Origin of the sequence: Citrobacter sp. RHBSTW-00524 (assembly GCF_013747755.1) — a bacterium.
Classification (GTDB): Bacteria; Pseudomonadota; Gammaproteobacteria; order Enterobacterales; family Enterobacteriaceae; genus Citrobacter; species Citrobacter braakii.
On sequence record NZ_CP056421.1, the window covers coordinates 3,775,607 to 3,801,481 of the forward strand.

The 25,875-nt window shown below is 51.5% G+C and carries 24 protein-coding genes and 1 tRNA gene; 11 read left to right on the plus strand and 14 right to left on the minus strand.

Features of this window, described 5'->3' with window-relative positions:
* Positions 1-3 precede the first annotated feature (3 nt).
* Positions 4-1,098: a NapC/NirT family cytochrome c gene (locus HV229_RS18270; protein WP_016155916.1), complete on the minus strand. Its 1,095-nt coding sequence runs from the start codon at positions 1,096-1,098 to the stop codon at positions 4-6.
* Between the two features lie 528 nt (positions 1,099-1,626).
* On the opposite strand from HV229_RS18270, the gene uspF reads away from it, so the two are divergent.
* Complete coding sequence (gene uspF, locus HV229_RS18275) at positions 1,627-2,055, plus strand: universal stress protein UspF (RefSeq protein WP_003835732.1); 429 nt, start codon at positions 1,627-1,629, stop codon at positions 2,053-2,055.
* 240 nt (positions 2,056-2,295) lie between these two features.
* On the opposite strand, the gene torD is transcribed toward uspF, so the two are convergent.
* Genes torD through torC form a run of 3 tightly spaced genes read right to left on the minus strand, consistent with a single transcriptional unit; the run spans position 2,296 to position 6,615 of the window.
* Positions 2,296-2,910, minus strand: coding sequence for a molecular chaperone TorD (gene torD, locus HV229_RS18280; protein ID WP_181546096.1), 615 nt, complete (start codon positions 2,908-2,910; stop codon positions 2,296-2,298).
* Positions 2,907-5,447 carry a trimethylamine-N-oxide reductase TorA gene (torA, locus tag HV229_RS18285; protein WP_016152139.1) on the minus strand — a complete coding sequence of 847 codons (2,541 nt, stop codon included), beginning with the start codon at positions 5,445-5,447 and terminating at the stop codon, positions 2,907-2,909. Before torA ends, torD begins: the two co-directional genes overlap by 4 nt.
* Entirely contained in the window at positions 5,437-6,615 is a 1,179-nt protein-coding gene (torC, locus tag HV229_RS18290) for a pentaheme c-type cytochrome TorC (protein ID WP_016152138.1), read from the minus strand. The genes torA and torC overlap by 11 nt, the downstream gene beginning before the upstream one ends.
* Positions 6,616-6,746: 131 nt before the next feature.
* On the opposite strand from torC, the gene torR reads away from it, so the two are divergent.
* A complete protein-coding gene (torR, locus tag HV229_RS18295) occupies positions 6,747-7,439 on the plus strand; it encodes a two-component system response regulator TorR (RefSeq protein ID WP_016152137.1) in 693 nt (230 codons plus the stop codon).
* Here torR and torT read toward each other — a convergent pair.
* On the minus strand, positions 7,412-8,443 hold the full coding sequence (gene torT, locus HV229_RS18300) for a TMAO reductase system periplasmic protein TorT (RefSeq protein WP_047358039.1): 1,032 nt from the start codon (positions 8,441-8,443) through the stop codon (positions 7,412-7,414). The genes torR and torT overlap by 28 nt on opposite strands.
* Positions 8,444-8,525: 82 nt before the next feature.
* On the opposite strand from torT, the gene torS reads away from it, so the two are divergent.
* A complete protein-coding gene (gene torS, locus HV229_RS18305) occupies positions 8,526-11,312 on the plus strand; it encodes a TMAO reductase system sensor histidine kinase/response regulator TorS (protein WP_181546098.1) in 2,787 nt (928 codons plus the stop codon).
* Positions 11,313-11,320: 8 nt separating this feature from the next.
* On the opposite strand, the gene HV229_RS18310 is transcribed toward torS, so the two are convergent.
* Positions 11,321-11,397 (minus strand) — tRNA-Arg (locus tag HV229_RS18310).
* Positions 11,398-11,436: 39 nt separating this feature from the next.
* Entirely contained in the window at positions 11,437-11,616 is a 180-nt protein-coding gene (locus HV229_RS18315; RefSeq protein WP_016152134.1) for a hypothetical protein, read from the minus strand.
* 36 nt (positions 11,617-11,652) lie between these two features.
* Between HV229_RS18315 and fimW the strand changes: the two genes are divergently transcribed.
* The 3 genes from fimW (at position 11,653) to fimZ (ending at position 14,573) form a co-directional block, all read left to right on the plus strand.
* Positions 11,653-12,246, plus strand: coding sequence for a fimbria biosynthesis transcriptional regulator FimW (gene fimW, locus HV229_RS18320; RefSeq protein WP_016152133.1), 594 nt, complete (start codon positions 11,653-11,655; stop codon positions 12,244-12,246).
* Between the two features lie 385 nt (positions 12,247-12,631).
* Positions 12,632-13,354: a fimbriae Y protein gene (locus HV229_RS18325; protein ID WP_131347933.1), complete on the plus strand. Its 723-nt coding sequence runs from the start codon at positions 12,632-12,634 to the stop codon at positions 13,352-13,354.
* A 586-nt stretch (positions 13,355-13,940) separates the two neighbouring features.
* Positions 13,941-14,573, plus strand: a complete 633-nt coding sequence (gene fimZ, locus HV229_RS18330) for a fimbria biosynthesis transcriptional regulator FimZ (RefSeq protein WP_016152131.1) — start codon at positions 13,941-13,943, stop codon at positions 14,571-14,573.
* Between the two features lie 49 nt (positions 14,574-14,622).
* On the opposite strand, the gene sfmF is transcribed toward fimZ, so the two are convergent.
* From sfmF to fimA, 6 genes are all read right to left on the minus strand, one after another.
* Positions 14,623-15,159: a fimbria assembly protein gene (gene sfmF, locus HV229_RS18335; RefSeq protein WP_181546100.1), complete on the minus strand. Its 537-nt coding sequence runs from the start codon at positions 15,157-15,159 to the stop codon at positions 14,623-14,625.
* Positions 15,152-16,114, minus strand: coding sequence for a type 1 fimbria D-mannose specific adhesin FimH (gene fimH / locus HV229_RS18340; RefSeq protein ID WP_230330236.1), 963 nt, complete (start codon positions 16,112-16,114; stop codon positions 15,152-15,154). The genes sfmF and fimH overlap by 8 nt, the downstream gene beginning before the upstream one ends.
* A gap of 49 nt (positions 16,115-16,163) precedes the next feature.
* Entirely contained in the window at positions 16,164-18,785 is a 2,622-nt protein-coding gene (locus HV229_RS18345; protein ID WP_181546102.1) for a fimbrial biogenesis usher protein, read from the minus strand.
* 7 nt (positions 18,786-18,792) lie between these two features.
* Positions 18,793-19,485 (minus strand): type 1 fimbria chaperone FimC, encoded by a 693-nt coding sequence (gene fimC, locus HV229_RS18350; protein WP_016152127.1) that lies wholly within the window; start codon positions 19,483-19,485, stop codon positions 18,793-18,795.
* Positions 19,486-19,526: 41 nt separating this feature from the next.
* Positions 19,527-20,060, minus strand: coding sequence for a type 1 fimbrial protein subunit FimI (gene fimI, locus HV229_RS18355; protein WP_181546105.1), 534 nt, complete (start codon positions 20,058-20,060; stop codon positions 19,527-19,529).
* A 77-nt stretch (positions 20,061-20,137) separates the two neighbouring features.
* Entirely contained in the window at positions 20,138-20,692 is a 555-nt protein-coding gene (gene fimA, locus HV229_RS18360) for a type 1 fimbrial major subunit FimA (RefSeq protein WP_032946983.1), read from the minus strand.
* Positions 20,693-21,267: 575 nt separating this feature from the next.
* Here fimA and folD point away from each other — a divergent pair.
* From folD to HV229_RS18375, 3 genes are all read left to right on the plus strand, one after another.
* On the plus strand, positions 21,268-22,134 hold the full coding sequence (gene folD / locus HV229_RS18365) for a bifunctional methylenetetrahydrofolate dehydrogenase/methenyltetrahydrofolate cyclohydrolase FolD (protein ID WP_003021887.1): 867 nt from the start codon (positions 21,268-21,270) through the stop codon (positions 22,132-22,134).
* A gap of 1 nt (position 22,135) precedes the next feature.
* Positions 22,136-22,348: a ribosome-associated protein YbcJ gene (gene ybcJ, locus HV229_RS18370; RefSeq protein WP_016152124.1), complete on the plus strand. Its 213-nt coding sequence runs from the start codon at positions 22,136-22,138 to the stop codon at positions 22,346-22,348.
* 123 nt (positions 22,349-22,471) lie between these two features.
* Positions 22,472-22,996, plus strand: coding sequence for a metal-dependent hydrolase (locus tag HV229_RS18375; protein ID WP_046276061.1), 525 nt, complete (start codon positions 22,472-22,474; stop codon positions 22,994-22,996).
* 90 nt (positions 22,997-23,086) lie between these two features.
* Here the strand turns inward: HV229_RS18375 and cysS are convergent, their stop codons facing one another.
* Positions 23,087-24,472 carry a cysteine--tRNA ligase gene (cysS, locus tag HV229_RS18380; protein ID WP_006685638.1) on the minus strand — a complete coding sequence of 462 codons (1,386 nt, stop codon included), beginning with the start codon at positions 24,470-24,472 and terminating at the stop codon, positions 23,087-23,089.
* 173 nt (positions 24,473-24,645) lie between these two features.
* Between cysS and ppiB the strand changes: the two genes are divergently transcribed.
* Both ppiB and lpxH read left to right on the plus strand, forming a co-directional pair.
* Entirely contained in the window at positions 24,646-25,140 is a 495-nt protein-coding gene (gene ppiB, locus HV229_RS18385) for a peptidylprolyl isomerase B (protein ID WP_003021875.1), read from the plus strand.
* 2 nt (positions 25,141-25,142) lie between these two features.
* Positions 25,143-25,865, plus strand: a complete 723-nt coding sequence (lpxH, locus tag HV229_RS18390) for a UDP-2,3-diacylglucosamine diphosphatase (RefSeq protein WP_103765973.1) — start codon at positions 25,143-25,145, stop codon at positions 25,863-25,865.
* Positions 25,866-25,875: the final 10 nt, after the last annotated feature.

Consider the following 25,875-nt stretch of genomic DNA (forward strand, 5'->3'; position numbering starts at 1 on the left):
CGCTTATTTGTTCATGTCTTTAGCGTTGTACTGGAAGTAACGGCTCAGGATATCCAGTTCGTTTTCACTGATATTGGTGCGAGCGCCCATCCCTTTTGCTACTGAAGGCCAGGCGTTGAGCGTGAAATGATTCGCCGGAATTGGCGCATGGCAGCCCGCGCAGTACACATTGTCGAGTTTGCGTGCGTAATCCCACATCGGTTCACGGCTGGCGAGAGCGGAACCGCTCCATTCACCCTGCAGCACGACATCTCGCCACACATTGCCGTAATCATCTTTTTTCCAGTCGGAGAGGATCTTCAGCGATTGCTGACCTTTTTCACTCAGGCTGGCAAGAATCAAACGCTGTCCTGCCGCGTAGTAAATGACCTGTTCATTTCCCTGCATCTGGCTACCGCGAATCTCGACCTGTCGCGTATTGTCCGTTGTTTTCAGAACCTGCATTTTTGTTGCCGGGTAAACGGTTCCCAAATCGCCCAGCGCGGTGTTGCTTACGGCATAAAGCTCTGTTGCCGAAGCAGGGGTGGAGGCGGACTGCGCTTCAAGCCCTTTGAGCGCGCTGTCATCCATTTTTATTTCAGGTGGGAAATGGGCGACGCCTTTGTGGCAATCAATACAGGTTTGCTTTTCCTCAATGCCCATTTTGTGCATTTTCTGGGCCTCCGCGCTTTGTGCGGCAAGATCCATCGCGTCCATGCTGTGACAGCTACGGCAGGTCGCAGAATCGCTCGCTTTTAGCTGTGCCCAGACGGTTTGCGCCATCTCCAGACGGTGTTCTTCAAATTTTTCTGGGGTATCGATTTTTTTGGTTATGAACTGATGATAAACATCTTTTGAGGCCCGCAGTTTAGCCACCAGATAATCCAGGCCGCCCTGGGGGATATGACAATCAGCACACTCTGCACGAATACCTTTCTGATTCTGAAAGTGAACCGAACCGGTATATTCCTCATACGGTGCCTGCATCGTATGACACGACAAACAGAATTCCGTGCTTGAGGTTTTGTGCAACGTCCATTGCCCTGCCAAAACGATAACAGCACCAAGAACAATGCACAGCAGCATCGTCCCGAGGATGGTTTTATTTATTTTTCTCATCTTTTATTCCCACAAGATGAATACCCTTTAATGGGTAGACAATAATTACCCTAACGCGGCTACTTATTGATATTCATCAAACGCAGAGGGAAATGAGAATCAGCATGTGGGTAAGTTTGAAGGCGCTCGCATAATTAATACGAACGAAATTAAATATAAAATACCTTTTTAAATTCAGATAATTAAACCAAATCCAAGGTTTAATTAACCATTAATTATGGAAACGTCAGAATAAAAGTTTGATGAGTGCTGAATGGCATTAAAATTATGCCCTTGGCAATAGTCGCTATATAATAAAATATACAATGAAAAAACATAAAAACGAACCCTTTTCTATTACGAGATAACACGTATTAATGAAGATACCCCTCTTGTGGTTGTGCTCAGATATACATTCACGACAAGAGTTGTGACACACACCTATCATTGACGCGCATTTATGCATGCAACCTTGATCTGGTCACTTATTATACAGATTCGATTTTCGCTACACTCTGGGTAGAGGTAAACAAACAGGAGGTAGTGAATATGTATCGCTCAATTCTGGTACCCATTGATATCTCTGAAACCGATTTAACCCGCCATGTTGTTCCACAGGTCCAGGCGCATGCCAAAACCGCTAAGGTCCACTTTTTAGCCGTTATTCCTACCGTTCCGTTCTATGCCTCGCTGGGGCTGGCCTACTCAACAGAATTCCCGGACAGAAGCGGTCTGCAGGCCAAGGCCAGCGAAAAACTCGAAGAGATTATTAAGCAGTTCAATATTCCTGCAGGCAGGAGTCAGACTCACGTCGTTTACGGCCCGCCGAAGGATCAGATCCTCAAACTGGCGGAGTCGGTTGACGCTGAGCTTATTGTTATTGCCTCACATAAGCCTGGTTTTAGCACTTATCTGCTGGGTTCAACGGCGGCTGCCGTAGTACGCCATGCAAAATGTCCCGTGCTGGTTGTGCGGTGATAGGGTCAAAATGGGGGCGAATTTGCACTAACGTTTATAGGTTAAGCATTATTGAGCACATGTGATGTTTGCTCAGGGTTGCGTTCACCTCAGCGGTAAATGTAGCAATATACCGGAGGCAACAGATTCATTGCCTCCGGATGTCCCACTCTCAGTTACTCATTACGCCCATTCATTTTCGTTAAAATGGCAAGCATTAGAGCGAATGTATTCCCGGTGTTCTGTGGCTTAGGCCATCACTCAGTTCTGAATATCCAGTCTGACCAGTGCTAGCAACAGCTGACTCAGCGCACCGTAGAAACCAAAGTCATCATAGCGGCGGCATTTGGCGGTGAATTCCGGTAACCAGCGTAACAGCCCCGCCAGCGTTTCTCCGCGCAGCGCATCAATACGCTGGCGGCTAAGCCCGGACTCTCCCAGAGAAAAATGCAGATGACTCAGCAGTTCGATAAAAATTGCCAGATGATCGGCTGACTCGCTAAACGTTTCGCTTACCTGCATGCCAGCATCGGCTAACAATCGTTTAATGACCCCGTAATTCGGCCCTCCTTCAAGATGGGCCGACGCATAGGGTAACGCCGCGTGTTTTTCCGACATCAGAAACAGGCTACAAAAATCAGCCGCCAGTTCGAGGGTTGCGTCCTCACGCACCTGAAGCGCAGCAATTTTCTCCTCCAGCTGAAGGACTTCCGCTTCAAGCGACGGTTCACCTTTTAGCACCGCGAACCACTCAGCCATTTCGCTGGACTGCAAAAGTGCCAGGCTGTCATCGTCACGTTCCCGGGAAAACAACTGCGCCAGCCAGGCGTAAACACAGGCCATCTGTTCTGTTGTCAGGGAAGAGTGTTTTATCATGACGATACCTTCTCCGCCGGAACATATTCGCACTGCGCCACCATTTTTATCGGGCCGCTAAACGCCGTCACGTTATCCACCTTGCCGGTATATTTCTCAATTTCCACCAGCGTAGTATGAGCGCTGGTCGCCTGCGCCAGTTGAGACGTGCCGATATCGATTGTTAATACGTTTGGATTGCCGTATTTACACAGCGCCCCAGTTTCTCCGCCGTTATCAGGGTCGTACCAGGCACCTTCATGAATACGCGCCACGCCTGGCGAGTAGAGATCGGAGACAACCGCCCCGGCCAGTACTTGTCCACGTGCGTTAAACACACGGACAATATCACCGTTGCGAATCCCCCTGACGCTGGCATCCTGCGGGTTGATAAACACCGGCTCTTTACCACTTACCGCATAATGCTTACGCAGCGCTTCAGATTCACAAAGCTGCGAGTGCAGACGGAAATCAGGGTGAACAGATTGCAGATGCAGTGGCCAACGCTGCGACCCGGGTCCACCATGTGAGCGTTCGATTTTCTCAAACCACATCGGATGCCCCTGGCAGTCGTCATACTGCATACCGGCAATGGTTTTCGAGAAAATTTCGATCAATCCGCTCGGCGTGCCCAGCGGCTCAAGATCGGGGTCTTCGCGGAATGCCTGATGACGTACAAACATCTGCGGATGTTCGAATTCAACGTACTCTTGCTGATTCCAGAAAACGTCAAAAGCGGGGAGATGAACGCCGCGCCCTTTCCCCTGCTGGCTTCCTTCCTGCCAGATCCGTTTCAGCCACCCCATCTCATCCAGCCCTTCGGTAAAGGCTTCTTCACGATTAAAGCGGCGGCAGAGATCGCGGAAAATATCGAAATCATTACGTGCTTCAAATTGCGGCTGCACCAACTGTTTCATGGCGATAATGCCGCGGTTGGAGTGGTTGCCATACTGGTCAAGATCGTTACGCTCAAACTGGGTCGTCGCGGGCAATACGATGTCAGCGAATCGACAGGTCGAGGTCCACTGATTATCGATGGCGATAACGGTTTCCAGCTTACGCCAGCCCTCAATAATACGATTGATCTGCTGGTGACGATGGAAAGGGTTGGTCCCGGCAAAAACGCACATCTTCAACGGCGGCAACTTGACGGTTTTGCCGTTCCAGTTAATTTGTTTACCCGGCTCAAGAATCGCATCGATAAAACGCGCGATCGGGATGGTGCTGCTGTACCCCTTATAATCAGTGCTGTCATGCACAGGAGGTACGGTAGTGGAGCCAGAAAAACCGCTCAGGATAATCCCTTTGCGGCTTGGCGTGCCCGCGCCGTTATAGTGCCAGCCAAAGCCGAAGCCACCGCCGGGTAAGCCGATTTGTCCAAGCATTGAGGCCAGCACCACGATCATCCACGCCCACTGTTCCCCGTGCTGCATACGCTGGACGCACCAGCCGGCAATAATCTGCGTTCTTCCGCCCGCCATTTGCCGCGCCAGTTCACGAATCGTATCGGCATCAATCCCGCATATTTTTTCCGCCCACTGGGCATCTTTAGGCTGTCCGTCACTTTCCCCCAGCAGATAAGGCAGAAACTGCTCAAACCCAACGCAGTAGTTATCGAGAAAATGCTTATCGTAGAGCTTCTCGGTATAAAGCGTGTGCGCCAGAGCCAGCTGTAGTGGCACATCGGCCTGCGGATTCACGGCGACGTGTTTAACCTTGTCGCGGCCCAGGTAGTCGTGCGTCGAGGTGATGACCGGATCAACGCTGATAACCGAGATCTCGCCGCGCGCCACTTTTTCTTTCAGTTGTTCGTAGTATTCATAAACATCATGATCCGGGCACCACCAGTTCGCCTGCTGGTTTTTAATCAGGTCGGAACCCCACAGCACAATCGTTTTGCTGTTTTTCAGCACCAGCGGCCATGAGGTTTGCTGTTCATATACCTCCATTGACCCGACCACGCGCGGCAGAATCACCTGGGCTGCACCAGTGGAATAGTCGCCCCCGGTACTTACGCTGTTGCCGTGCAGCGCAATGGCGCGCGCTAGCATCCCCGAGGCGTTATGGAACATGCCGGTTGATTGCCAACCGCTGGCCGTCAGCAGCGCGCTCGGGCCATAGGTCTTCTGAATTCGCTCCAGCTCCTGATAGAAGAAGTCCAGCGCTTCATCCCACGAAACGCGCACAAAGCGGTTATCTCCACGCTGCGTGGTATCGCTCTGATGGCGTTTACGCAACCAGTCGACGCGGACCATTGGATAGCGAATACGCGCCCCACCATGCACGTGATCCGGCAGTCCGGCGATCATTTTTGACGGGTACTTATCACGCTCAAACGGTTTGGCTTCAATAAAACGCCCATCAACCACGGTGGCGCGGATTGCCCCCCAGTGAGAGCCGGTCAGGATCCCCTCTTTGACGCCAGTTCCCTGCACCTCTGCGGCGTTGGCGCTGCGCGGTGTGAGCAGCGAAGGTCCTAACATACCGGCGACGGTCAAGCCGCCCAACTGCAGTAGAAAACGACGGCGAGATGCCTGAAAGAGATCGTTATTTTTCATTGCTTTCTCCCTTATCGCCATGCGGCTTGTCCGTGGTGTCAGAGGCATTCATCTGCAGATATTTCAGTAAGGTACGTTCTTCACGTTTATCCAGACTGGTAAATCCAATCATGCCGTTCAACGTGCCAATCCAGCCGTTGGCGTCAAAGTGTTCTTTCTCAGGTGCGCCGTGGCACTGGTTACAGGTTCCGTTATAGAGCGAGTCGGCATAAGCCCAGATTGGCTTAATGTCGTTAACCATATCGCCCTTCTGCATCCAGGCGGTGGCCTGCAGCTTGCTCCACTGCGTATTCGTTTCCGCGACGGTCGTTTGCTCCAGGGTTTTCACGTGCTGCTGGATGTCGCCACGAATGGAGGCCACAAAAATGCGTTTACCTGGCAATTGCGCCAGCACGCGCTGACGCCCGTTACTCTCTGTCCAGCCCACAATTTCAATTTGCAGCCAGTCGCCGTCACGCTTTAACACTTTTACTTCAGAAGCAGGCAGCAGTGAGCCCGCAGGTTCTTTATCCCCTTTGGCGGCATAAATAGGTTTGATGTCCAGGGAATAGAGCGTATCGCCATCGTCGTTTGCGTTGGCGCGTAACTGGTCAAACTGCTTGCGGAAACCGCTGCTCATATCGGGAAGCTGATGCGCAATACCTTTATGGCAGTCAATACAGGATTGATTGTCCTTGGCCGCAATCTTCATCTGACGCGCAGCTTCAGGATGCTGTTTCGCGTGATCCATCGCATCATAGTTATGACAGGAACGACAGGTCGCGGAGTTATTCTCCTTCATTCGCGCCCATTCGCGCTCCGCCAGCTCGGCACGTTTGGCTTCGAATTTCTCAGGAGTATCAATAGAGTGGGCAACAAAGGTCTGGTAAATATCGTTGCTGGCCTCCAGCTTACGTTTCACCATGCCAGGGATATCGGATGGAATGTGGCAATCATGACACTCTGCGCGCACCCCGGAGGCATTCTGAAAATGCGCAGACTGTTTATATTCTTCATAAACCGGCTGCATGCTGTGGCAGCTCACGCAAAATTCGGTTGAACTGGTTAATTTAATGCCAACGTGCGGTAAGACGATCAGCGCGATACCGACCACCATCCCGATGACGACCAGCGCCAACACTGACCAACGTGCGCTCGGTCTGAGCAGCGCCCTCCATAGTTTCCGCATAATAGCCCCTGTAAATATATGGTTTAGTTACAGAGGATCTTATTTCGCAAATGTGAACGGCAACACTGGTCAGGATGAATGGCTTACGGCACAATGTGAACAGATATGAACAGAAAGAGACAACAACCAGGATGTCGCATCACATTGTCATTGTTGAGGATGAACCCGTTACCCAGGCACGATTACAGGCTTATTTTGAACAGGAAGGTTATCACGTCTCGGTCACAGCCAGCGGAGCCGGCCTGCGTGAAATCATGTCACAACACTCTGTCGATCTTATTCTGTTAGATATCAATCTCCCGGATGAAAATGGCTTAATGCTGACCCGCGCCCTGCGTGAACGCTCAACGGTGGGGATCATCCTGGTCACGGGTCGTAGTGACCAAATTGACCGTATCGTTGGCCTGGAAATGGGGGCTGATGATTATGTCACCAAGCCGCTAGAGCTACGTGAACTGGTGGTGAGAGTGAAAAATTTACTCTGGCGTATCGACCTTGCCCGCGAGGCGCGACCGGAGGCTAAAGACAACTGCTATCAGTTTGCCGGGTATTGTTTGAACGTCTCCCGTCATACTCTGGAACTGGGCGACGAGGCAATCAAACTCACCCGCGCCGAGTATGAAATGCTGGTCGCGTTTGTCACCAATCCGGGGGAAATTCTCAGTCGCGAACGTTTACTGCGCATGCTTTCGGCGCGACGGGTAGACAATCCGGACTTACGCACCGTGGACGTACTGATCCGCCGTTTACGCCACAAGCTGCGGGCTGATTTACTGGTAACGCAGCACGGGGAAGGCTATTTTTTAGCGGCCGACGTGTACTGATACAGATAAACAGGACGGAATCCGCCGGGTGACAACGAGCACTTTACATGCTGGCTGTCGGCATTTTTCGGGGTGAGCACCAGGATCGGTGGGCTGATATTTTCCGGCACCGGCTGCCCTTGTAATACTCTGATAGCCTGCTGAATCGCCAGTTCACCTTGCCAGACCATTTGATCGCTGGCAGCCATAATGATTCTTTCGCGTTTAAGCCCGCGATACACCTGATGCGACAGATAAAAAGAGACGACAGTTAACGGCGCGCCCTGATTGCGCTTCTCCCCCATTGCCGCTTCCGCAGCAATTGCCGTACCGGCCACCACGTCGGCATCCGGGTGACGCTCAAGCATCTCCTGCAGCAGGTTACGCTGTATTTCAATATCATTATCGCCCAACGCCACATCCACGATGCGCACCTGACTGCCGGCAATCGCCTGACGAAATCCGGCCACCATCTCACGACTGCCCCCGGCGTCATCAGGTCCTGGCAATAATAAGACCTTTAGCGGTTTGCCCGCGCTCCACTTAACCAAATAGCGGCCAGGCTGATAACCCATCTGGAACCACGGAACCCCAACCCGGGCTTTTACCGTTGCGTCATGGATAGCATTCACCACCTCGATAACCGGCAGCGTGCCAACCTGCGCCTGCAAATCCGGAAAAGTCGTCGTGCTGCTGCCCAACAAAATGGCATCCGCGCCCCATTGCTGGCATTGAGCGATTTGTGATTTTTGCGTGTCGAACTGGCGATACCCTCCCGCCTCGAGCACCTTCAGGCTTACGCCGTATTTTTTCGCCGCCTCCAGCATGCCGTAATTCACGGAAAGCCAGTAGGAATCCTTCAAGCTGGGATACAGCGCGCACAGTTTCCAGACTTTGTTTGCAGTAACGTCCGTTAGCGGCTCCGGCACTGCCTGCTGGGTATCCGGCCAGCGCAGCAGTGCGGACCCGGTCGCGTGACCTAAGCCGGGAAAAAGTGTGATAAGCAGGAAAACCAAAACGCGCATGATAGCCTCAACATTGATAAGGCTTTATCCTAGTTGCTTTCCTCTTTTGGACTCAACCTTTTTAATCTGTGGCGACCCGACAGTGAATTTATCTCTGACCAAACGACTGTGGATAGGCTTCGGGCTGATGGCGGCACTGACCCTCATTAGTACGCTGGTAGGCTGGTATAACCTGCGTTTTGTCAGCCAGGTTGAGCAGGCCAATACCCAGGCGCTGATCCCGACCATGGACATGGCGCGCCAGCTCAGCGAAGCCAGCGCCTGGGAACTGTTTTCCGCGCAGAATCTGACCACCGCAGATAATGAAAATATGTGGCTGGCTCAGGGGCGTATGTTAACCGCCCAAAGCCTGAAAATTACCGCTTTACTGAAAACCCTGCGCGAGCAGGGCTTTGATACGTCGGCCATTGAACAACAGGAAAAAGAGATCGCCCAGTCGTTAAGCCATCAGGGGGAGTTGGTTGGCGAACGTCTGAAACTGCGCGATCGGCAGCAACAGCTCAGCCAACATATTGTTGAGGCTACCGCCGACGTTGCCGAAATGGCGCGCGGTCAGGCCAGTAATGCCGCCACCTCGGCGGGCGCTACGCAGGCAAGCATTTATGATTTGATTGAGAGCCATCAGGGGCAGGCGGCGGAACACGCTCTCGACAGGCTTATCGATATCGATCTGGAATATTATAACCAGATGAATGAACTGCGCCTGAGCGCGCTACGCGTGCAGCAAATGGTGATGAATCTGGGAAATAACCAGGCGCAGAATAACCTTGAAGCGCTGGAAACCCAGCTTAATGCCGCCGTCAGAGTGCTTCACCGCCGACAAATACGCATTGAAGATCCGGTGGTACGCACTCAGGTTGCCGGCGCTGTAAATTCGATAAGCCGTTATGTCGATCTGCTGGCCCTGTATCGTCAGGATAATGACATCACCACCCGCTTACAGATCTTATCGCAGAACAATATCGAGCAATTTACCCGTTTCAGTAGCGAAGTCAGTCAGTTGGTAGAAATCATTGGCCAACGCAATCAGACCGGGCTGGCGCATCTCAAACAGGCCAGCCAGCGCGGGCAAACGCTGCTGCTGCTGTTAGGTGCGGTGTCATTGTGCTTGTTAATTCTCATTCTTTGGCGCGTAGTTTACCGCTCGGTGACGCGTCCGTTGGCGCAGCAAACCCAGGCGTTACAGCGTCTGCTTGAAGGTGATATTGACTCCCCATTTCCGGAAACAGCGGGCGTTCGCGAACTGGATACTATCGGGCGGTTGATGGATGCCTTTCGCGGTAGCGTTCACGCCCTTAATAGCCATCGCGAACATCTGGCCGCTCAGGTAAAAGCTCGAACCGCCGAACTGCGTTCTATGGTGTCTGAACACCGGCAGGCGCGGGCAGAAGCCGAAAAAGCCAATCAGGCAAAATCGGCGTTTCTGGCCGCCATGAGCCATGAAATACGCACCCCGCTGTATGGGATCCTCGGCACTGCGCAGTTGCTCTCAGACAATCCCGCTCTGGCGCAGCATCAGGAGAATCTGCGCGCAATCACCGACTCTGGCGAGTCTCTGCTGACCATCCTCAACGATATCCTGGACTATTCCGCCATCGAAGCGGGCGGAAAAAATGTGGCGATCGGCGATGAACCTTTTGAGCCAAGACCCTTGCTGGAAAGTACGCTTCAGCTCATGCACGGTCGCGTTGTGGGTCGCCCGGTCGTGCTGGTTACGGATTTTGCCGATGACGTCCCCGACTCCCTTCGCGGCGATCCGCGCCGCATTCGGCAAATCATAACTAACCTATTAAACAACGCGCTGCGCTTTACCGATCGCGGACACATCACCCTGCGTAGCCGATGTAAAGATCAGGACTGGTATATTGAGGTTGAGGACACGGGATGCGGGATTGATCTTGTCCATCAGCGCGATATTTTTCAGCCGTTTGTTCAGGTTAGCGGTAAACGTGGGGGGACCGGGCTTGGACTCACTATCAGTGCCAGCCTTGCGCAGGCGATGCAGGGAGAACTGAGCGTCACCAGTACGCCGGGAGTCGGAAGCTGCTTTCGTCTGCGTCTGCCATTACGGGCTGGCGCGATGCCGGTAGCTAAATCCGTTCCACGTGCCATATCGTTACAGGGTTTACGCTTACTGCTAATCGAGGATAACCCCCTCACGCAGCGCATCAGTACAGAAATGCTCACCCTCAATGGCGCCCAGGTCACCGCTGCCGACAGTGCGGCTGCGGCGCTCACCATACTGCAGCAAGACGCCCAGTATAATGCCGCGCTGGTTGATTTTGATCTTCCGGATATCGACGGCATCACGCTGGCGCAACAGTTAACCCGCGAGTTTCCGACGTTAAAGCTAATAGGCTTTAGCGCACACGTCATCGACGAAACGCTAAGCCAAAGAACCAGCACCCTGTTTCTCGGCGTTATTCAAAAACCGGTTCCCCAGGATGAACTCAGTCGGCTCATTACCCATTATCTGCACGGTAACGCCCCTCTCCCGGCTGCATTAGAAAATGACAACCAACGGTTAGATACCCAGCAATTAGCCGGGGATATCCAGCTAATGGGATGGCAAAAGGTGCACGAATGGTTAGCGCTCTTTAAGCAACACACCCTTCCTGTATTAGATGAGATTGACGCAGCGCGCGCAGCATGTGAGTACGAGAAGATAAAACGTCTGGCACATCAGCTAAAAAGCAGCTGCGCCAGCATGGGGATGCGTTCTGCCAGCAGGATGTGCGCAGCGCTTGAACAGCAGCCGCTAGCTGATTTTTCACTCAGAGAGGAAGTACAACTAAGTCTTACAGAAGTGGAAATGTGGTTGGCAAAAGAAAATTTGTCGCGATTAGCCGAAGCTGAACATCAGAAGTGACGTTGAAATGGTACGCCCTGTAGGATTCGAACCTACGACCTACGGCTTAGAAGGCCGTTGCTCTATCCAACTGAGCTAAGGGCGCATTGCGAAGTGATTACTTCATGCAGATGAAACGCGTGAATTATACGGTCAGCGCTTGCTGAGTCAATGCCTTTTGTTTCGGTTGCTGGCGAAGTGTACGAATGTTGATTTTTTCTGCTCGTTCAAAGGTATCCAGGAAATCACCTGGTAACAACTCAGCCCGCAAAACGTCAGATTTAGGGATACATGTATTTAGAATATTTATGATTTTGCTTAACATTCCTTTATCCCCTCTCCAGTGGTCAGGAACTCTTTAATGTTAAGTATCGCCATCAAGGAAGAAAACAGTCACTTCGAACATGGACTGAAAATCATCATCTCCCATCTGGCAAATCAGTGGCATCAGGAGATTAGCTTTTTACCTGTCGAAGATATCGATCGCGCTGAAATCGCGTTTATCTCACTGGATGAAGATTGGCTCAGCGCCGATTGTTACATGGTTCCTGTCCACACCAGGCGCCAACACCGGGTGGTCATCTGTAGCAAAAACGACAAAGATAAGCTGATGTTCCGCCCCTGCCTGTACATGTTGCCACTGATTTATCGGGAAGATGACGTCGACGAGATAACCAAAAAACTGGTCCTCATCCTGCAAAAACGCGCACTGCGCACTAGCGTGCCCGCGACTATCTGCCATTACTGCACCACCCGCAACTTTTCTATCGAAGAACGCCAGTTCTTAATGTTTCTCGCCAGCGGGTATACGTTATCCGAAACGGCTCATCTGCTCTCAGTCAGTGATATCCAGGCCAAAGCGACCCGCCGCAGCATTATGAAAAAGCTGCATGTGAAAAACGATCAGCAATTCTTAAGATACATCCGCGCACATCTGAACTTTCTGCAAAATTAGACGGGGTATCTCTGCCTAATTTTTATTGAGAAATATCTCATCATGGATTAAGCATCGGCTCCTACTGTACCTGGCTTCAGGCTGCGAGAATAATCCGGCCATACTATTTCCGGGGTAACAAAAAGACACACCCGGTAATATTTTATCTAATCTCAGAGAGAGGTTGAACTGGATAAAACGATCTTTTGGGCATTGAGTAAGACATCAGAAAACTTCCGGCAGATTATTCTGATGGAGTACGCAATTGCCAGTCTGATGATTGTTGAAGCACTGAAACCCAACGGCACAAGTCAACTCACCTTTGCACTGACAAAAGTTTGGTTCAGGGATGCCTGTAGTCAGCAATTTATCCAGACCTGCCGCAACAGAAATGGAATGGAAAAGGATGCACAGTGCAAAACGCCGGGACCGCTATCGCCGTATACGAAACGCTAACTGTAGCTGGCAATTTCCCCACTGTACCTCACAGGTATTTGACCGGATCGAGTATCTGGCGCAAAAACTCGAATACACCTTACCGGACGGCACTATATCTCAGGCGATAATTACGACAGACTACTATCTGGCCTATGCGCTGAGTCGACATTTATTCTCAGGTACTCGCACGGCGATCTTCCAGAGCGTTGAATCGACTTTGCTCAGCATGCAAGAGCCGGTAATTAGCCAGTTAGTGATTGACATTGAAAGCTTAACAACCCCTTATTTCGATATACTTGAAAGCCTGCGCCAGCTAATTAAGAAGCATAATGACATCCAAATCTTCATAATGCTTTCCAGTCGCGATGAAGACCTCACTACATTTATTTCACTGTCCGGTCCATTTTATATCTTGCCACGCAATTTGCGCCTCCCCGAGATGCGCCATGCTTTATTATCTCCGGTTCTTAACTATATTCATTCCAGGCGTATAAATCAGCTCGACTGGGAGCTGATTACCTTACTATTACAGGGTAACTCCTTAAAAAAGATTGCATTGTTACAGGCACAACCCTACCACCGCATCATCTATCGCCTGAACCAGTTGATTACGCGCCTTGGATTACCCAGCAGGCAGCGCTTTTTGCATCTGATACACCGCCTCAATGTTACCTCTCCCCATTTAATTTAACACCATAACTCATTGTGCCATAAGATTTTTTAGGAAATTACTTATTCTTTAATAAGAAAAAAGATCTAATTTTTACAAATATTTAATATTTACAACTATTCCTGGTATTATGCCTGGAGGCACACTCACACTTAACCTTACTGATCCTGTGCATTTCAATAAAAAATAGTCCTATTGCAGCCTTAACAAAACCTAAACAATTGGTTTATTGTGTCGTTTTTACTGTTTAAAAAAATTTTCAATCTGCCATAATTCGAACCACAGATAAATAATACCAATAGTCATTAACACATCTGGATCTTTCAGAATATCCTAACTGACATTAACAACCAGGATGTTGTAAGTCTTTTCCGAATGAGCAGAGCAGGTATAATCCCCACAGTTTCCTGATTAATTGTTAGTTTTCCCGGTGTGAAATGGATTTTCCACAAATTCATTGTTCTGCAGAAGAACAACCGAATAAACAAGGATGAAATAATATTTATTCGGCTCTCCCTCAGAACAATTCTTGGCTATTTGACAATATTATAACGCCTGATGTTTTATCAAATTCGCAAGATACGCAAACAGTTTGAGGCATACAACAATGAAACCAGCATCCGTTATCATTATGGACGAACACCCTATTGTCAGAATGTCGATAGAAGTACTACTCGAGAAAAACAGTAATATTCAGGTAGTGTTGAAAACCGATGACAGCCGTACGGCAATAGAACATCTGCGCACGTACCCGGTCGATCTTGTCATCCTGGATATTGAACTGCCTGGTTCTGATGGGTTTACATTACTCAAAAGAATAAAGTCATTGCAGGAGAAAACTCGGGTACTGTTTCTGTCCTCAAAATCCGAGTCGTTTTATGCCGGGCGTGCTATCCGGGCCGGTGCAAATGGGTTTGTCAGTAAACGAAAGGATCTCAATGATATCTACAATGCGGTAAAAATGATTTTATCGGGATATTCCTTTTTCCCTTCGGATACCCTTAATTTCATTAACAATATAAATGCACAAAAAGGCGTCTTACATGACATGCCGCTCTCTAACCGTGAAGTTACCGTTTTGCGTTATCTGGCAAACGGGCTATCCAATAAGGAAATTGCTGAGCAGTTGTTACTCAGCAATAAAACAATTAGCGCTCACAAGGCTAATATCTACTCCAAGCTCGGGTTGCACACCATCGTTGAGCTGATCGATTACGCAAAAATGCATGAATTAATGTAATAACACTCCCGGCGAGATTTCGTTCGGGAGTGTTTTGTTAGCGCATTGATTAGTTATAGTTAATCATGAACGTGGCATCAGCCCTGGCAATGCCAGGCTGAACCCCAGCAGCTAACGCGATATAGTTTGCGAAAAAGGTCAGCGTGGCGTTGCCGTTGTCATCAATCCCCACCGTCTGACTGGCCTGCTCGAGCGGCAATCGCGTACGGTCGCTGTCGTGCAGTTCGATCGCCACCTTTTGCGCCATCACCGCATCATCAAGCGCCAGCAACGTCGTGCCCGGGGCCGGAGTTCCGGAAAACGTTATCGAAGCGGAACCCGGCGGGCAGCCTTCTAGCTTCAGCGTAAACGCGACCGGTTGAGTAGTATCTCCGCTGTTCTGAAGCTGCTTGGTCGGCCAGGTGCCTAGCTCCACGGACTTATTGCTGTCGCTGGCAATTACCGCGCAGGTAAAGTCCACCACGTTACCGCGCAGTTCAATATTGATTTCCCCCAGCGACGAAGCGGCATGGCACAACGAGCTGAATGTCAGCAGGCACACCATTGCCAGAAGTGTCCCTGCGGCTGGCGTTTGTTTGTTAGTCATAATCCACTCGCAGATAGCCACGCGCTGTAAAAGGTCCTTCGGTAGGCTTATTGCCCGTTACGCTAACCGGCCATGTTCGAATACCCACGCTCGCCGCGGCGTTATCATCCAGTTGAAACGGGATAGTGCTGGACAGATTATTGGGCGTCAGCGGTTTACCGCTGCTATCGGCGACAATAAAACCTAAATCGGGATTGTCAGATACCATCATTTGCCCGGTGGCTTTCTCGGCCTCTACACGCATGGTTAAGTAGGCCTGTGCAGCGACGTTGGTGCATTTTATCGCTACCGTTTTGGTCTGCGGATTGATGCCTTCAGGCCGGTTTCCCGCTCCTGCCTTGCTAAACAGCGATGCGCCAATATCACCAAAATCAAACTCGACAATCTGCCCGGCGTTTACTTCGCAGTTTTGTGGAACCTCCACCTTGCCGCTGTAGCTGATGGTATAAACCGGTACGCTTAGCGCATCTCCGGTACTGGTCGTGACATAGACGCTGAACATCGTCTGCCGCGGAATCGGCACCATGTTAATAAACGGGCGGATCACTTTGAGCTTAAACACCAGCTTTGAATCCATCACGCCAAAAGGCTGCTGCTTAGGTACGTTTGGGTGAGTCCCCATACGAATGTAATTACGCGGGGGATAAAATAACCCGGCATAACTATCGGTTATGCTCATGGCCCCCAGCAGGTAGTCATTGAGCTTCAGATACTGGAAGCCGCCTTCGGTACTTTGAACCGGAAGTTCAGTGACATAGCTTCGATAGGTGTAATTTACCGTTGTCCCGGCCGGACAGGTGGCATTCACGCCAACCCAGCCAGATTTTTCCGGTAACGTCACCACCTGTCCCGGCTGGTTGTTACTACTGTTGAAGACATTCGACAGATCGTAAAAAACATCCGTTGGCGTGCCATTCGAGTTTTGGCAGACCGTCGCCCAGGACGAATGGGCCATCAGCAGTAAAGCGCTTCCCAGTAACAAACCCGTTTGTCGTTTCATCGTATTATTCCTGTCGTGCTGACGGAGATTCGCACGTCACGTTCGTGAGCGTTACCGCTTGTTTCAGGCTCTCCTCTGGCAAGGCATAGCGCGCCACGCAGCGCGCGTTTGCGCCTTCCCCCCATTGGATCAACAACTCGCCTTTTAGCGGCAAGCCGCTCAGGTAGATTTGCCCGTCTTCACCCACCATGCTGGTCACGCCGCTGGTGTTTTCACGCACGACGGAGCCAAACGGCACTGGTTTACCGGCATGTTTGGCGGTAATCAGCGCCCGCACACCGATTCGTGTATCAAACGCCGCCCGCACCAGCGCCCCTTGCGTTGGCACTACGCTACTGACGTTATTCTCCACATCGGTATTGTTGTTCATGGAATTGGTGTCTAACGCGACGCGGTTATAGCGATAGACGGTGGCATATGGCATCACCGCGTATCCGCGCCAGTCGGTTTGAACGCCGGTCTGGTTCTCTATCCGTACACCCTGCGCGCCCGGCGCTTTAATCAGCACGTTGGTATCGCCCAGAGGCTGACTGAGCGTAATGCCGTCCGCATGCCCCACTACGCCGCCGGAGAGCTGCCAGTTGTATTCATGCTGGTCACGGTCGTAGTTGTAACCCACGCCCAGCGTACCGTAGGCCGCCTGCCAGTTGGCGCTGGCGTTTCCGCTATAGCCATTGGTGCTGCTGTGCCCCTGATTCACGCTGTAGCTCAGGTTGCGCCCATCCAGCAACGTACCGCCGATCCCGCTCTGCCAACTGTTCTGTCCGTTGCTATTACGGTTGGCATTAAAGGTGGCGTAGGTGCGATCGAGGGCGTTATCACGCGAGTAACGCCGTCCGCTCAGCAGGCTGAACGGTACAGACATATTGAACGCCAGAATACGGTCGGTGTCGGAGATGCCAACCGATTCATTCCACGACCAGGAGAGTGAATAGCTAATCCCCTGCCAGCCGCTGGCATAACCCAGTTGATACCAGGTATTGGTGTCTGAAGTATTCCAGTACGTCTGCTGACTACCCGAGATATACAGCGATCCGTAATCCCCCAGATTCTGCGAAATGTTGATCTGGAAACGGCCCTTTTTGCTGTAGCTCAGGTTGTGGTAACTCGTCACATTGGGCACGTCGTGGCGATTGCCCTCACTGTCGTATTCGTACTCATAGCCTTCCATACTGCGATACGCCACATCGTCGAGGGTATAGAAGCCACGCGTTGAGTAGCGATACCCCAACAGCTGGAAGTTAGTGCCAAAATTGTTCAGCGATTTCGCATACAAGAAACGTAGAGACTGCCCCTGGTGCGTACTGTCATCCGCCAGTTGGCTGCGCGCATGGGTGAGATCGACAGAAACCGCCCCCCAGTCCCCCAGGTTTCGACCGGTGCCTAAAACCACCGCGGTGTAACGTGAGGCCAACTGCGTACCACCGTATGCGGTATAGCCCTCTGGTAACCCGGCAATTAATGTTCCCTGGAAAAAGAACGGTGAAGATTGCTGGCTATTGCCGCTGCGAAAATCCCCGGCGACAACGTCATATTTGAAACGCCCTTCTCGCTGCAATAAAGGAACGGTGGAGTACGGCACCGTATAGCGTTGCTGGCTGCCGTCCTTCTCATCCACCGTGACCTCAAGATCACCGCTGGATGACGTTGGGTTGAGATCGGTTATCGAGAAAGCGCCGGGTGAAACATAGCTTTGATAAATCACATAGCCATTCTGACGAATGGTCAGTTTCGCTGCGGTACGCGCAATGCCGCGCACGGTAGGCGCGTAGCCCTGTAAGCTGTCGGGATACATACTGTCTGAGGAATAGAGCCGCGCACCGCGAAACCCGACGCTGTCAAAAACGTCGTTGCCAGTGTTGCTGTCGCCCATCACCAGTTCGCCTTTCAGCGGGATAATTGCGCGCTGAAGCCATGTACCGATGTTTTTCCAGCTTTGTGAGTGGTATCCGTCGCCCTTGGAGTAGCTCCACGCACCGTTGTTTCTCAACCGCCAGGGGCCATAGTTCAGACCACTGAGCATACTGAGGAAGTAACTGTCAGTATCACTGCCGCGGCTGCCGGTAAAGCTGTAGTTAACCAGCGCGGCCGGGATCCCTTCATCCCACTCTTCCGGTGGAATATAGCCGCGCGCGCTGTTTAACATTGACGCCTGTGGCAGGCTGACGTTTAAGCGCAGGGTAGAAAAATCAAACGCAATCTCGCTGCCGGGAATCGCCTCAGGTAGATTGATACAGGTATCGTTCGGATCCTTACTGAGTGCCGGAAACGCGGCGATATTGACGCCAAGGCGCTTCACCCAGTCGAGTCCAAAGCACGGCATCAGCCCACCGGACTTCTCCCCGGCTTTTGCCGCACTGGTAGTAAAACGAATATCCTGAGTGGCAACAAACTCATCGTTGCGCCAGATATCCACGCGATAAACGCCTTCAGGCTGGTGATTGCCTTTTTCAAAACGTGATAAATCCGCCACGGTTGCCGTATCCGCAGATAAAAAGGCCGGATTAAAATAGCTTTCCCCATAGCTTAGAGAGGGAAAGAGCGCCGCCAGCGTGGACAACGCCACCCCCGCCAGCGGTGGCGTAACCCCCGGTAACAGGCCAGGAAAATACGTTGTCTTATTCATCGTTATCTCAACGCACACTAACCGTTTTGGCCGGGGTCACAGCGCCATAATCATTGACCGTCTGGAACGTGACGTTGCCCTGAACGCCCGTGGGTAGCAGGACCTGCGCATCGCTTTTCGGCGCAACCATCACGTTATCGACCTTCGTTTTCCCCACATTGAGATTGACCAACGTGACGTAGTACGCTGACGGATTGTTGATTTTCAGGTGGTTGCCGGAGCGGGAAAAGGTCAGCATTCCTGGTGCATCTTCCGGGATTTGCGGCAGATTATTCGGGCGAACGAAAAGTTTGATGCGTGACAGAATCGCCAGTTGCAGAACGTTTTTGCCCTCAAGGCTGTTTTTATTGACTGACGGAATGGCTTTGACGTTCATCCAGAACAGCGACTCACGGTCTTTGGGCAGCGGTTCACCGGCATAGATGATACGCAGCGTGTTTTCGCTTTTGGGTTCACTAACAAACAGCGGAGGCGTAACCACAAACGATTTTTCTTTAGCGCCGGCGCTATTCTCAATCCATGAATTAACCAGGTAACGTTCTTTGGTATCGCTATTGCTAATAGACAGGGACGTTTGTTTGGCATCGGCCGGATAAATAACGCGAGTGGCGCCTAATGCAATGCCTCCGGCAGCCTGAACACTGGCAGCAGAAAATAAGGCCAGTAAAAGGATAAAACCTGATTTTAGATAATTAAACATAGCTAAAAATACCTTTGATGCGATTATCGTTGGGAAATAAATCAGGGATAAACCAACGTAAACCACACGTCTGAGCGAAGCGTTCCCGGTGTTATATTTTCCGAGACAGCCCGATAGCGGGCAGTGAAATGAAACGTCATCTCTTGCGTTATAATCGGCGCATAATGAAGCGGCAGGGCATTCGGCATAATTTGCCGTTGGCGCTCGTCAAATAACGCCAGGCCAATCCCCGAAGCCGCAGACGCATCGCCGCTGGCAAGAAAAACCTGCGGATCTTCCGCTGGCGTCACGCCCGCAAACGCAATCCCAACATGGTCATAAACATCGGAGCTGCACGACGTTAAGCGCAGTGAAAACGGTACGTTGGTAGAGGCGAAGCTTCCCGTCCCAGAGAAAGCATTGGTGCGATACTGCCCCATTTGCACCCGCATATCCTGACTGTCAGTGGCGACCGTACAGGCGCCGTTGACGAGCTGCCCCCGTAAGTGGACGCGGCCACTTTCCAGTATTACCGTATGTGAAAGCACAGGCATTACGCACAGCATTCCCGCCAGCGCCACGCCTTTCCCTATCATCTGCCGCATCCTTCATCATCCCCGGATATTGCCTCATCCATTGAGGCGAACGTCATCCTTGCGCAAATCAAAACGGCTTATTCGTACTTCATGATGAATGTCGCGTCGGCATTTGCCTGACCCGGCGTTGCGCTTGCGGCAGTGGCTTTGTAACGCGCAGAGAAACGCAGGGTGTTGGTCCCTTCTACCAGCGCCTGAGCGGTAGAGAAGGTTGCGCCATCCGGCTTCAGCGCGGTGGACGTATTGTCCAGAATTTCAATCCCAACACCGCCTGCAGTGGTACCGTTGTCTGCAGAAGTGACAGCCAGCAGGTTGTTATTGGTAATATCGGACTGGCCTGAGAAAGCAACGGCTGCAGTTGCGGCAACGTTCGGGTCACAGTCGTTCAGCACGATAGAGAACGGAATTTGTGCTGTAGTGTCACCCACTGCGGCAAAACTGGCAGTACGATACTGGCCTAACGTCACAACCTGATCGGATGACTGAGTACTGACTGCACAGGCTGCATTGACCAGTTCACCTTCAAAATGCACAGTACCGCCGCTAACGCTTACCGGATCGGCTGCAACCGCTGCACCGGCGACTAACATCAGGCTGGCAATAACAGAAGAGGTCATTAATTTACGTTTCATGGATTTCCCTTGAATTACACACATACGGCTCCGGCATCCTGCGGGATCCGTTTGAATCATTATCGACATTAAATGTCAGGCTAATTATCTCTGCATCCTGTAAAGATATATATCGCATGAGAATTAGCTAACCTTTTACCCCAACTCTCCTGAGTATTTGATTCACTAATTATTCCTCGCGAATATGACTATTCGTCACAGCGATAAATTAAACATTTCAATTAATGAAAAATACCTGCAAATCCTTTTAATGACCCTGGCTAATTCTTAATGGGACCTAGGAAAAATCTGGGTGGGAATGAGGTAAAATCCCTCATAATTAACCGTAACAGACTGGTTTGTGGCGCATTACCCCTGAAAATACCAGGGTGATGAGTTGTTTCATTCACGTTAATTTTAATTAGCATGCTCATTAATTATCCGCAAGGCTTATGCCTTTGTCCTGATCCCATTCGCAGATCGTGACGCCCCCTGGCGCACGTAAAAATGCAAACGAAAACTGACAGCACGTCCCGCTTCTGACAAAATAGCGGCATCCCCTTCGATTTAACGTAACAGACGGAATCCTCTCTCTGATGGCAGCAAAGATTATTGACGGTAAAACGATTGCGCAGCAGGTGCGCTCTGAGGTTGCTCAAAAAGTTCAGGCGCGTTTAGCGGCTGGATTACGCGCCCCAGGCCTGGCTGTTGTGCTGGTAGGTAGCAACCCGGCTTCGCAGATTTATGTCGCGAGTAAACGCAAAGCCTGTGACGAGGTGGGGTTTGTCTCCCGCTCCTATGACCTGCCTGAAACCACCAGCGAGGCGGAGCTGCTCGAGCTGATCGATACGCTCAATGCAGATACCACCATCGACGGTATTCTGGTCCAGCTACCGTTACCTGCGGGTATCGACAACGTTAAAGTTCTCGAGCGTATTGCGCCGGATAAAGACGTTGACGGTTTCCACCCGTATAACGTTGGTCGCCTGTGCCAGCGTGCGCCGCGCCTGCGCCCGTGTACTCCGCGCGGTATTGTGACTCTGCTTGAGCGTTACAATATCGACACCTACGGTCTGAATGCGGTCGTTATTGGCGCGTCGAATATTGTTGGCCGCCCGATGAGCATGGAGCTGCTGCTGGCTGGCTGCACCACCACCGTCACCCACCGGTTCACCAAAGATCTGCGTCGCCATGTAGAGCATGCAGACCTGCTGATTGTTGCCGTCGGCAAACCTGGCTTTATTCCCGGCGAGTGGATCAAAGAAGGTGCGATTGTGATTGATGTCGGCATCAACCGTCTGGAGAATGGTAAGGTTGTTGGCGATGTGGTCTTTGAAGATGCAGCCGCACGCGCGTCATATATCACGCCGGTACCCGGCGGCGTAGGCCCAATGACGGTCGCCACACTTATCGAAAACACGCTGCAGGCGTGTGTTGAATATCATGATGTAAAGGACGTTTAAGATGGCGACATTTTCACTGGGTAAACACCCACACGTTGAACTCTGCGATTTACTGAAGCTGGAAGGCTGGAGCGAAAGCGGCGCCCAGGCAAAAATTGCTATTGGCGAAGGGCTAGTGAAGGTCGATGGTGCTGTAGAAACGCGTAAACGCTGCAAAATCGTTGCCGGACAGACCGTCAGCTTTGAAGGCCACAGCATTAACGTCGTGGCGTGATACCAGGTGCCGGATGAGGTTAACCCCTGTCCGGCCACTTCCTCTCTCGTTTTCAGATAATGACTTCATCACCACTTCACAGTGAACTGTTAGCATGTTGTTTTTCCACATGAAGCGATCATCATGCCAACAATCGTTACCCACGCTGCCGTTCCTCTCTGTTTAGGATTAGGTCTCGGGCGTAAAGTCATCCCCCCGCAATTACTGTTTACTGGCGTCATTCTGGCTATGTTGCCGGATGCCGACGTACTGTCGTTTAAGCTTGGCGTCGCCTACGGCAACGTGTTTGGTCACCGTGGTTTTACCCATTCGCTGCTGTTCGCCTTCGTGGTGCCGCTGCTCTGCGTATGGATGGGTCGACGATGGTTCAAGGCAGGCTTAATTCGCTGCTGGCTATTCCTGACGGTTTCACTGCTGTCGCACAGCCTGTTGGATTCGGTCACCACTGGCGGCAAAGGCGTCGGCTGGCTGTGGCCGTGGTCGGATGAACGCTTCTTTGCACCGTGGCAGGTGATTAAAGTCGCCCCGTTTGCGCTATCACGCTACGCCACACCATACGGGCACCAGGTGATAATTTCGGAGTTGATATGGGTATGGCTACCGGGAGTTATGATGATGGGTGTGCTGTGGTGGTATCGGAAATATTAATTTGCCGGATACGACAAGCGTCTTATCCGACCGACATTCGTACATTGATTGCCGGACAGGGCGAGAGCCGCCATCCGGCAATCAATATCATTACTTACGGCGCCAGGTAGTGCCCTGCGGGCCATCTTCCAGCACGATACCCATCTCATTGAGACGGTCACGCGCGGCGTCAGCCGCCGCCCAGTCTTTGGCTTTACGGGCATCCAGACGCTGCTGGATTAACGCTTCAATTTCAGCAACTTCACCGTCATCCGCCTGCGCACCGCTTTGCAGGAATGCTTCTGGCTCCTGTTCCAGCAGGCCCAGCACGCTGGAAAGCTTACGCAGATGCGAAGCCATACCGTTAGCCGCCGCCATATCTTCACCCTTCAGGCGGTTAACCTCACGCGCCATATCAAACAGCACGGAGTAGGCTTCCGGCGTATTGAAGTCATCGTCCATCGCTTCAATGAAGCGTGCTTCAAAGGCTTCGCCACCGGCTGGGGCAACGGACTTATCGGTGCCGCGCAGCGCGGTATACAGACGCTCCAGCGCAGAGCGCGCCTGCTTCAGGTTCTCTTCGCTGTAGTTTAACTGGCTACGGTAATGACCAGACATCAGGAAGTAGCGAATGGTTTCGGCGTCGTAGTATTTCAGCACGTCACGCACGGTAAAGAAGTTGCCCAACGATTTGGACATTTTCTCCCGGTCAACCATCACCATCCCAGAGTGCATCCAGTAATTAACGTATTCACCGTCATGCGCACAGGTAGACTGAGCGATTTCGTTTTCATGGTGCGGGAACATCAGATCCGAACCACCGCCATGAATATCAAAATGGTTGCCCAACTGTTTGCAGTTCATCGCCGAACATTCGATGTGCCAGCCAGGACGACCCGCGCCCCACGGCGACGGCCAGCTCGGCTCGCCTTCTTTGGACATTTTCCACAGCACGAAGTCCATCGGGTTGCGCTTCACATCAACCACATCAACGCGTGCGCCCGCCTGCAGCTGATCCAGATCCTGGCGTGACAGCTGACCATAATTCGGGTCAGTCGGCACGTCGAACATCACGTCGCCGTTATCAGCGACATAAGCGTGACCTTTGGCAATCAGCTGTTCAGTGATTTCAATAATCTCAGCGATATGGTGCGTAGCGCGCGGCTCCAGATCCGGGCGCAGAATATTCAGCGCGTCGAAATCGCTATGCATTTCCGCGATCATTCTGTCGACCAACGCCACAAAGCTCTCGCCATTTTCATTCGCGCGCTTGATAATTTTGTCATCAATATCAGTAATGTTGCGCACATACTTCAGCTTATAGCCGAGGAAGCGCAGATAGCGCGCGACAACGTCGAAAGAAACGAAGGTACGTCCGTGGCCAATATGACAGAGATCGTAAACGGTAATACCACACACGTACATGCCGACTTCCCCGGCATGAATAGGTTTGAATTCCTCTTTTTGGCGCGTCAGTGTATTAAAGATTTTTAACATCGAAGATTCCGTGTAGACGTGTGTGGATAGTAAAGTCTGTATAATACCCATAATTTAGACCGGAAGCAGCACACTTTGCGAGGTGATCGCAGCTTGCGGTTATGCTATAACACACCCCTAACTCTGACCCTCCACGGGGTCGAAGCACCAATCTATCGGAACAGGATGCAAAAATGGTTACTTTCCACACTAATCACGGCGATATCGTAATCAAAACGTTTGATGATAAAGCGCCTGAAACAGTTAAAAACTTCCTGGACTACTGCCGCGAAGGTTTTTACAACAACACCATTTTCCACCGTGTTATTAACGGTTTCATGATCCAGGGCGGCGGTTTTGAACCGGGCATGAAGCAAAAAGCCACGAAAGAAGCGATCAAAAACGAAGCGAACAACGGTCTGAAAAACACCCGTGGTACGCTGGCGATGGCGCGTACTCAGGCTCCGCACTCCGCAACCGCACAGTTCTTCATCAACGTTGCAGACAACGACTTCCTGAACTTCTCCGGCGAAAGCATGCAGGGTTGGGGTTATTGCGTGTTTGCCGAAGTTGTTGAAGGCATGGACGTGGTTGATAAAATCAAAGGCGTTTCCACTGGTCGCAGCGGTATGCACCAGGATGTGCCAAAAGAAGACGTCATCATCGAAAACGTGACCGTCAGCGAGTAATCGTGACGACACTGTTTATTGCAGATCTTCACCTCTGCACAGAAGAACCGGCGATCACCGCCGGTTTTCTGCGTTTTTTAGCCGGTGATGCGCGAAAAGCTGATGCACTGTACATTCTCGGCGACCTGTTTGAAGCCTGGATTGGCGACGACGACCCAAACCCACTGCATCATGAAATAGCCGCGGCGATAAAATCACTGGTTGATTCTGGCGTTCCCTGCTTTTTTATTCACGGCAACCGAGATTTTCTGCTCGGCAAACGTTTTGCCCGTGAAAGCGGCATGAGCTTGCTGCCTGAGAAAAAAGTACTCAACCTGTATGGCCGCAAGGTATTGATCATGCATGGCGACACTTTGTGCACCGACGATGCAGGCTATCAGGCGTTTCGCGCCAAAGTACATCAACCCTGGCTACAGAAGCTGTTCCTCTCCCTACCTCTGTTCGTTCGCCAACGTATCGCCGCGAAAATGCGCGCCAACAGCAAAGCGGCCAACAGCAGCAAGTCACTGGCGATCATGGATGTGAATCCGCAGGCCGTCATCACCGAGATGGAAAAGCATCAGGTCCAGTGGTTAATTCACGGCCACACCCACCGCCCGGCAGTCCACGAGCTTACGGCCAATGAGCAACCCGCTTTCCGCGTGGTATTAGGCGCATGGCACACCGAAGGGTCGATGATCAAAGTCACGCCAGATGACGTTGAACTGATCGCATTTCCGTTTTAATTCCGCAGAT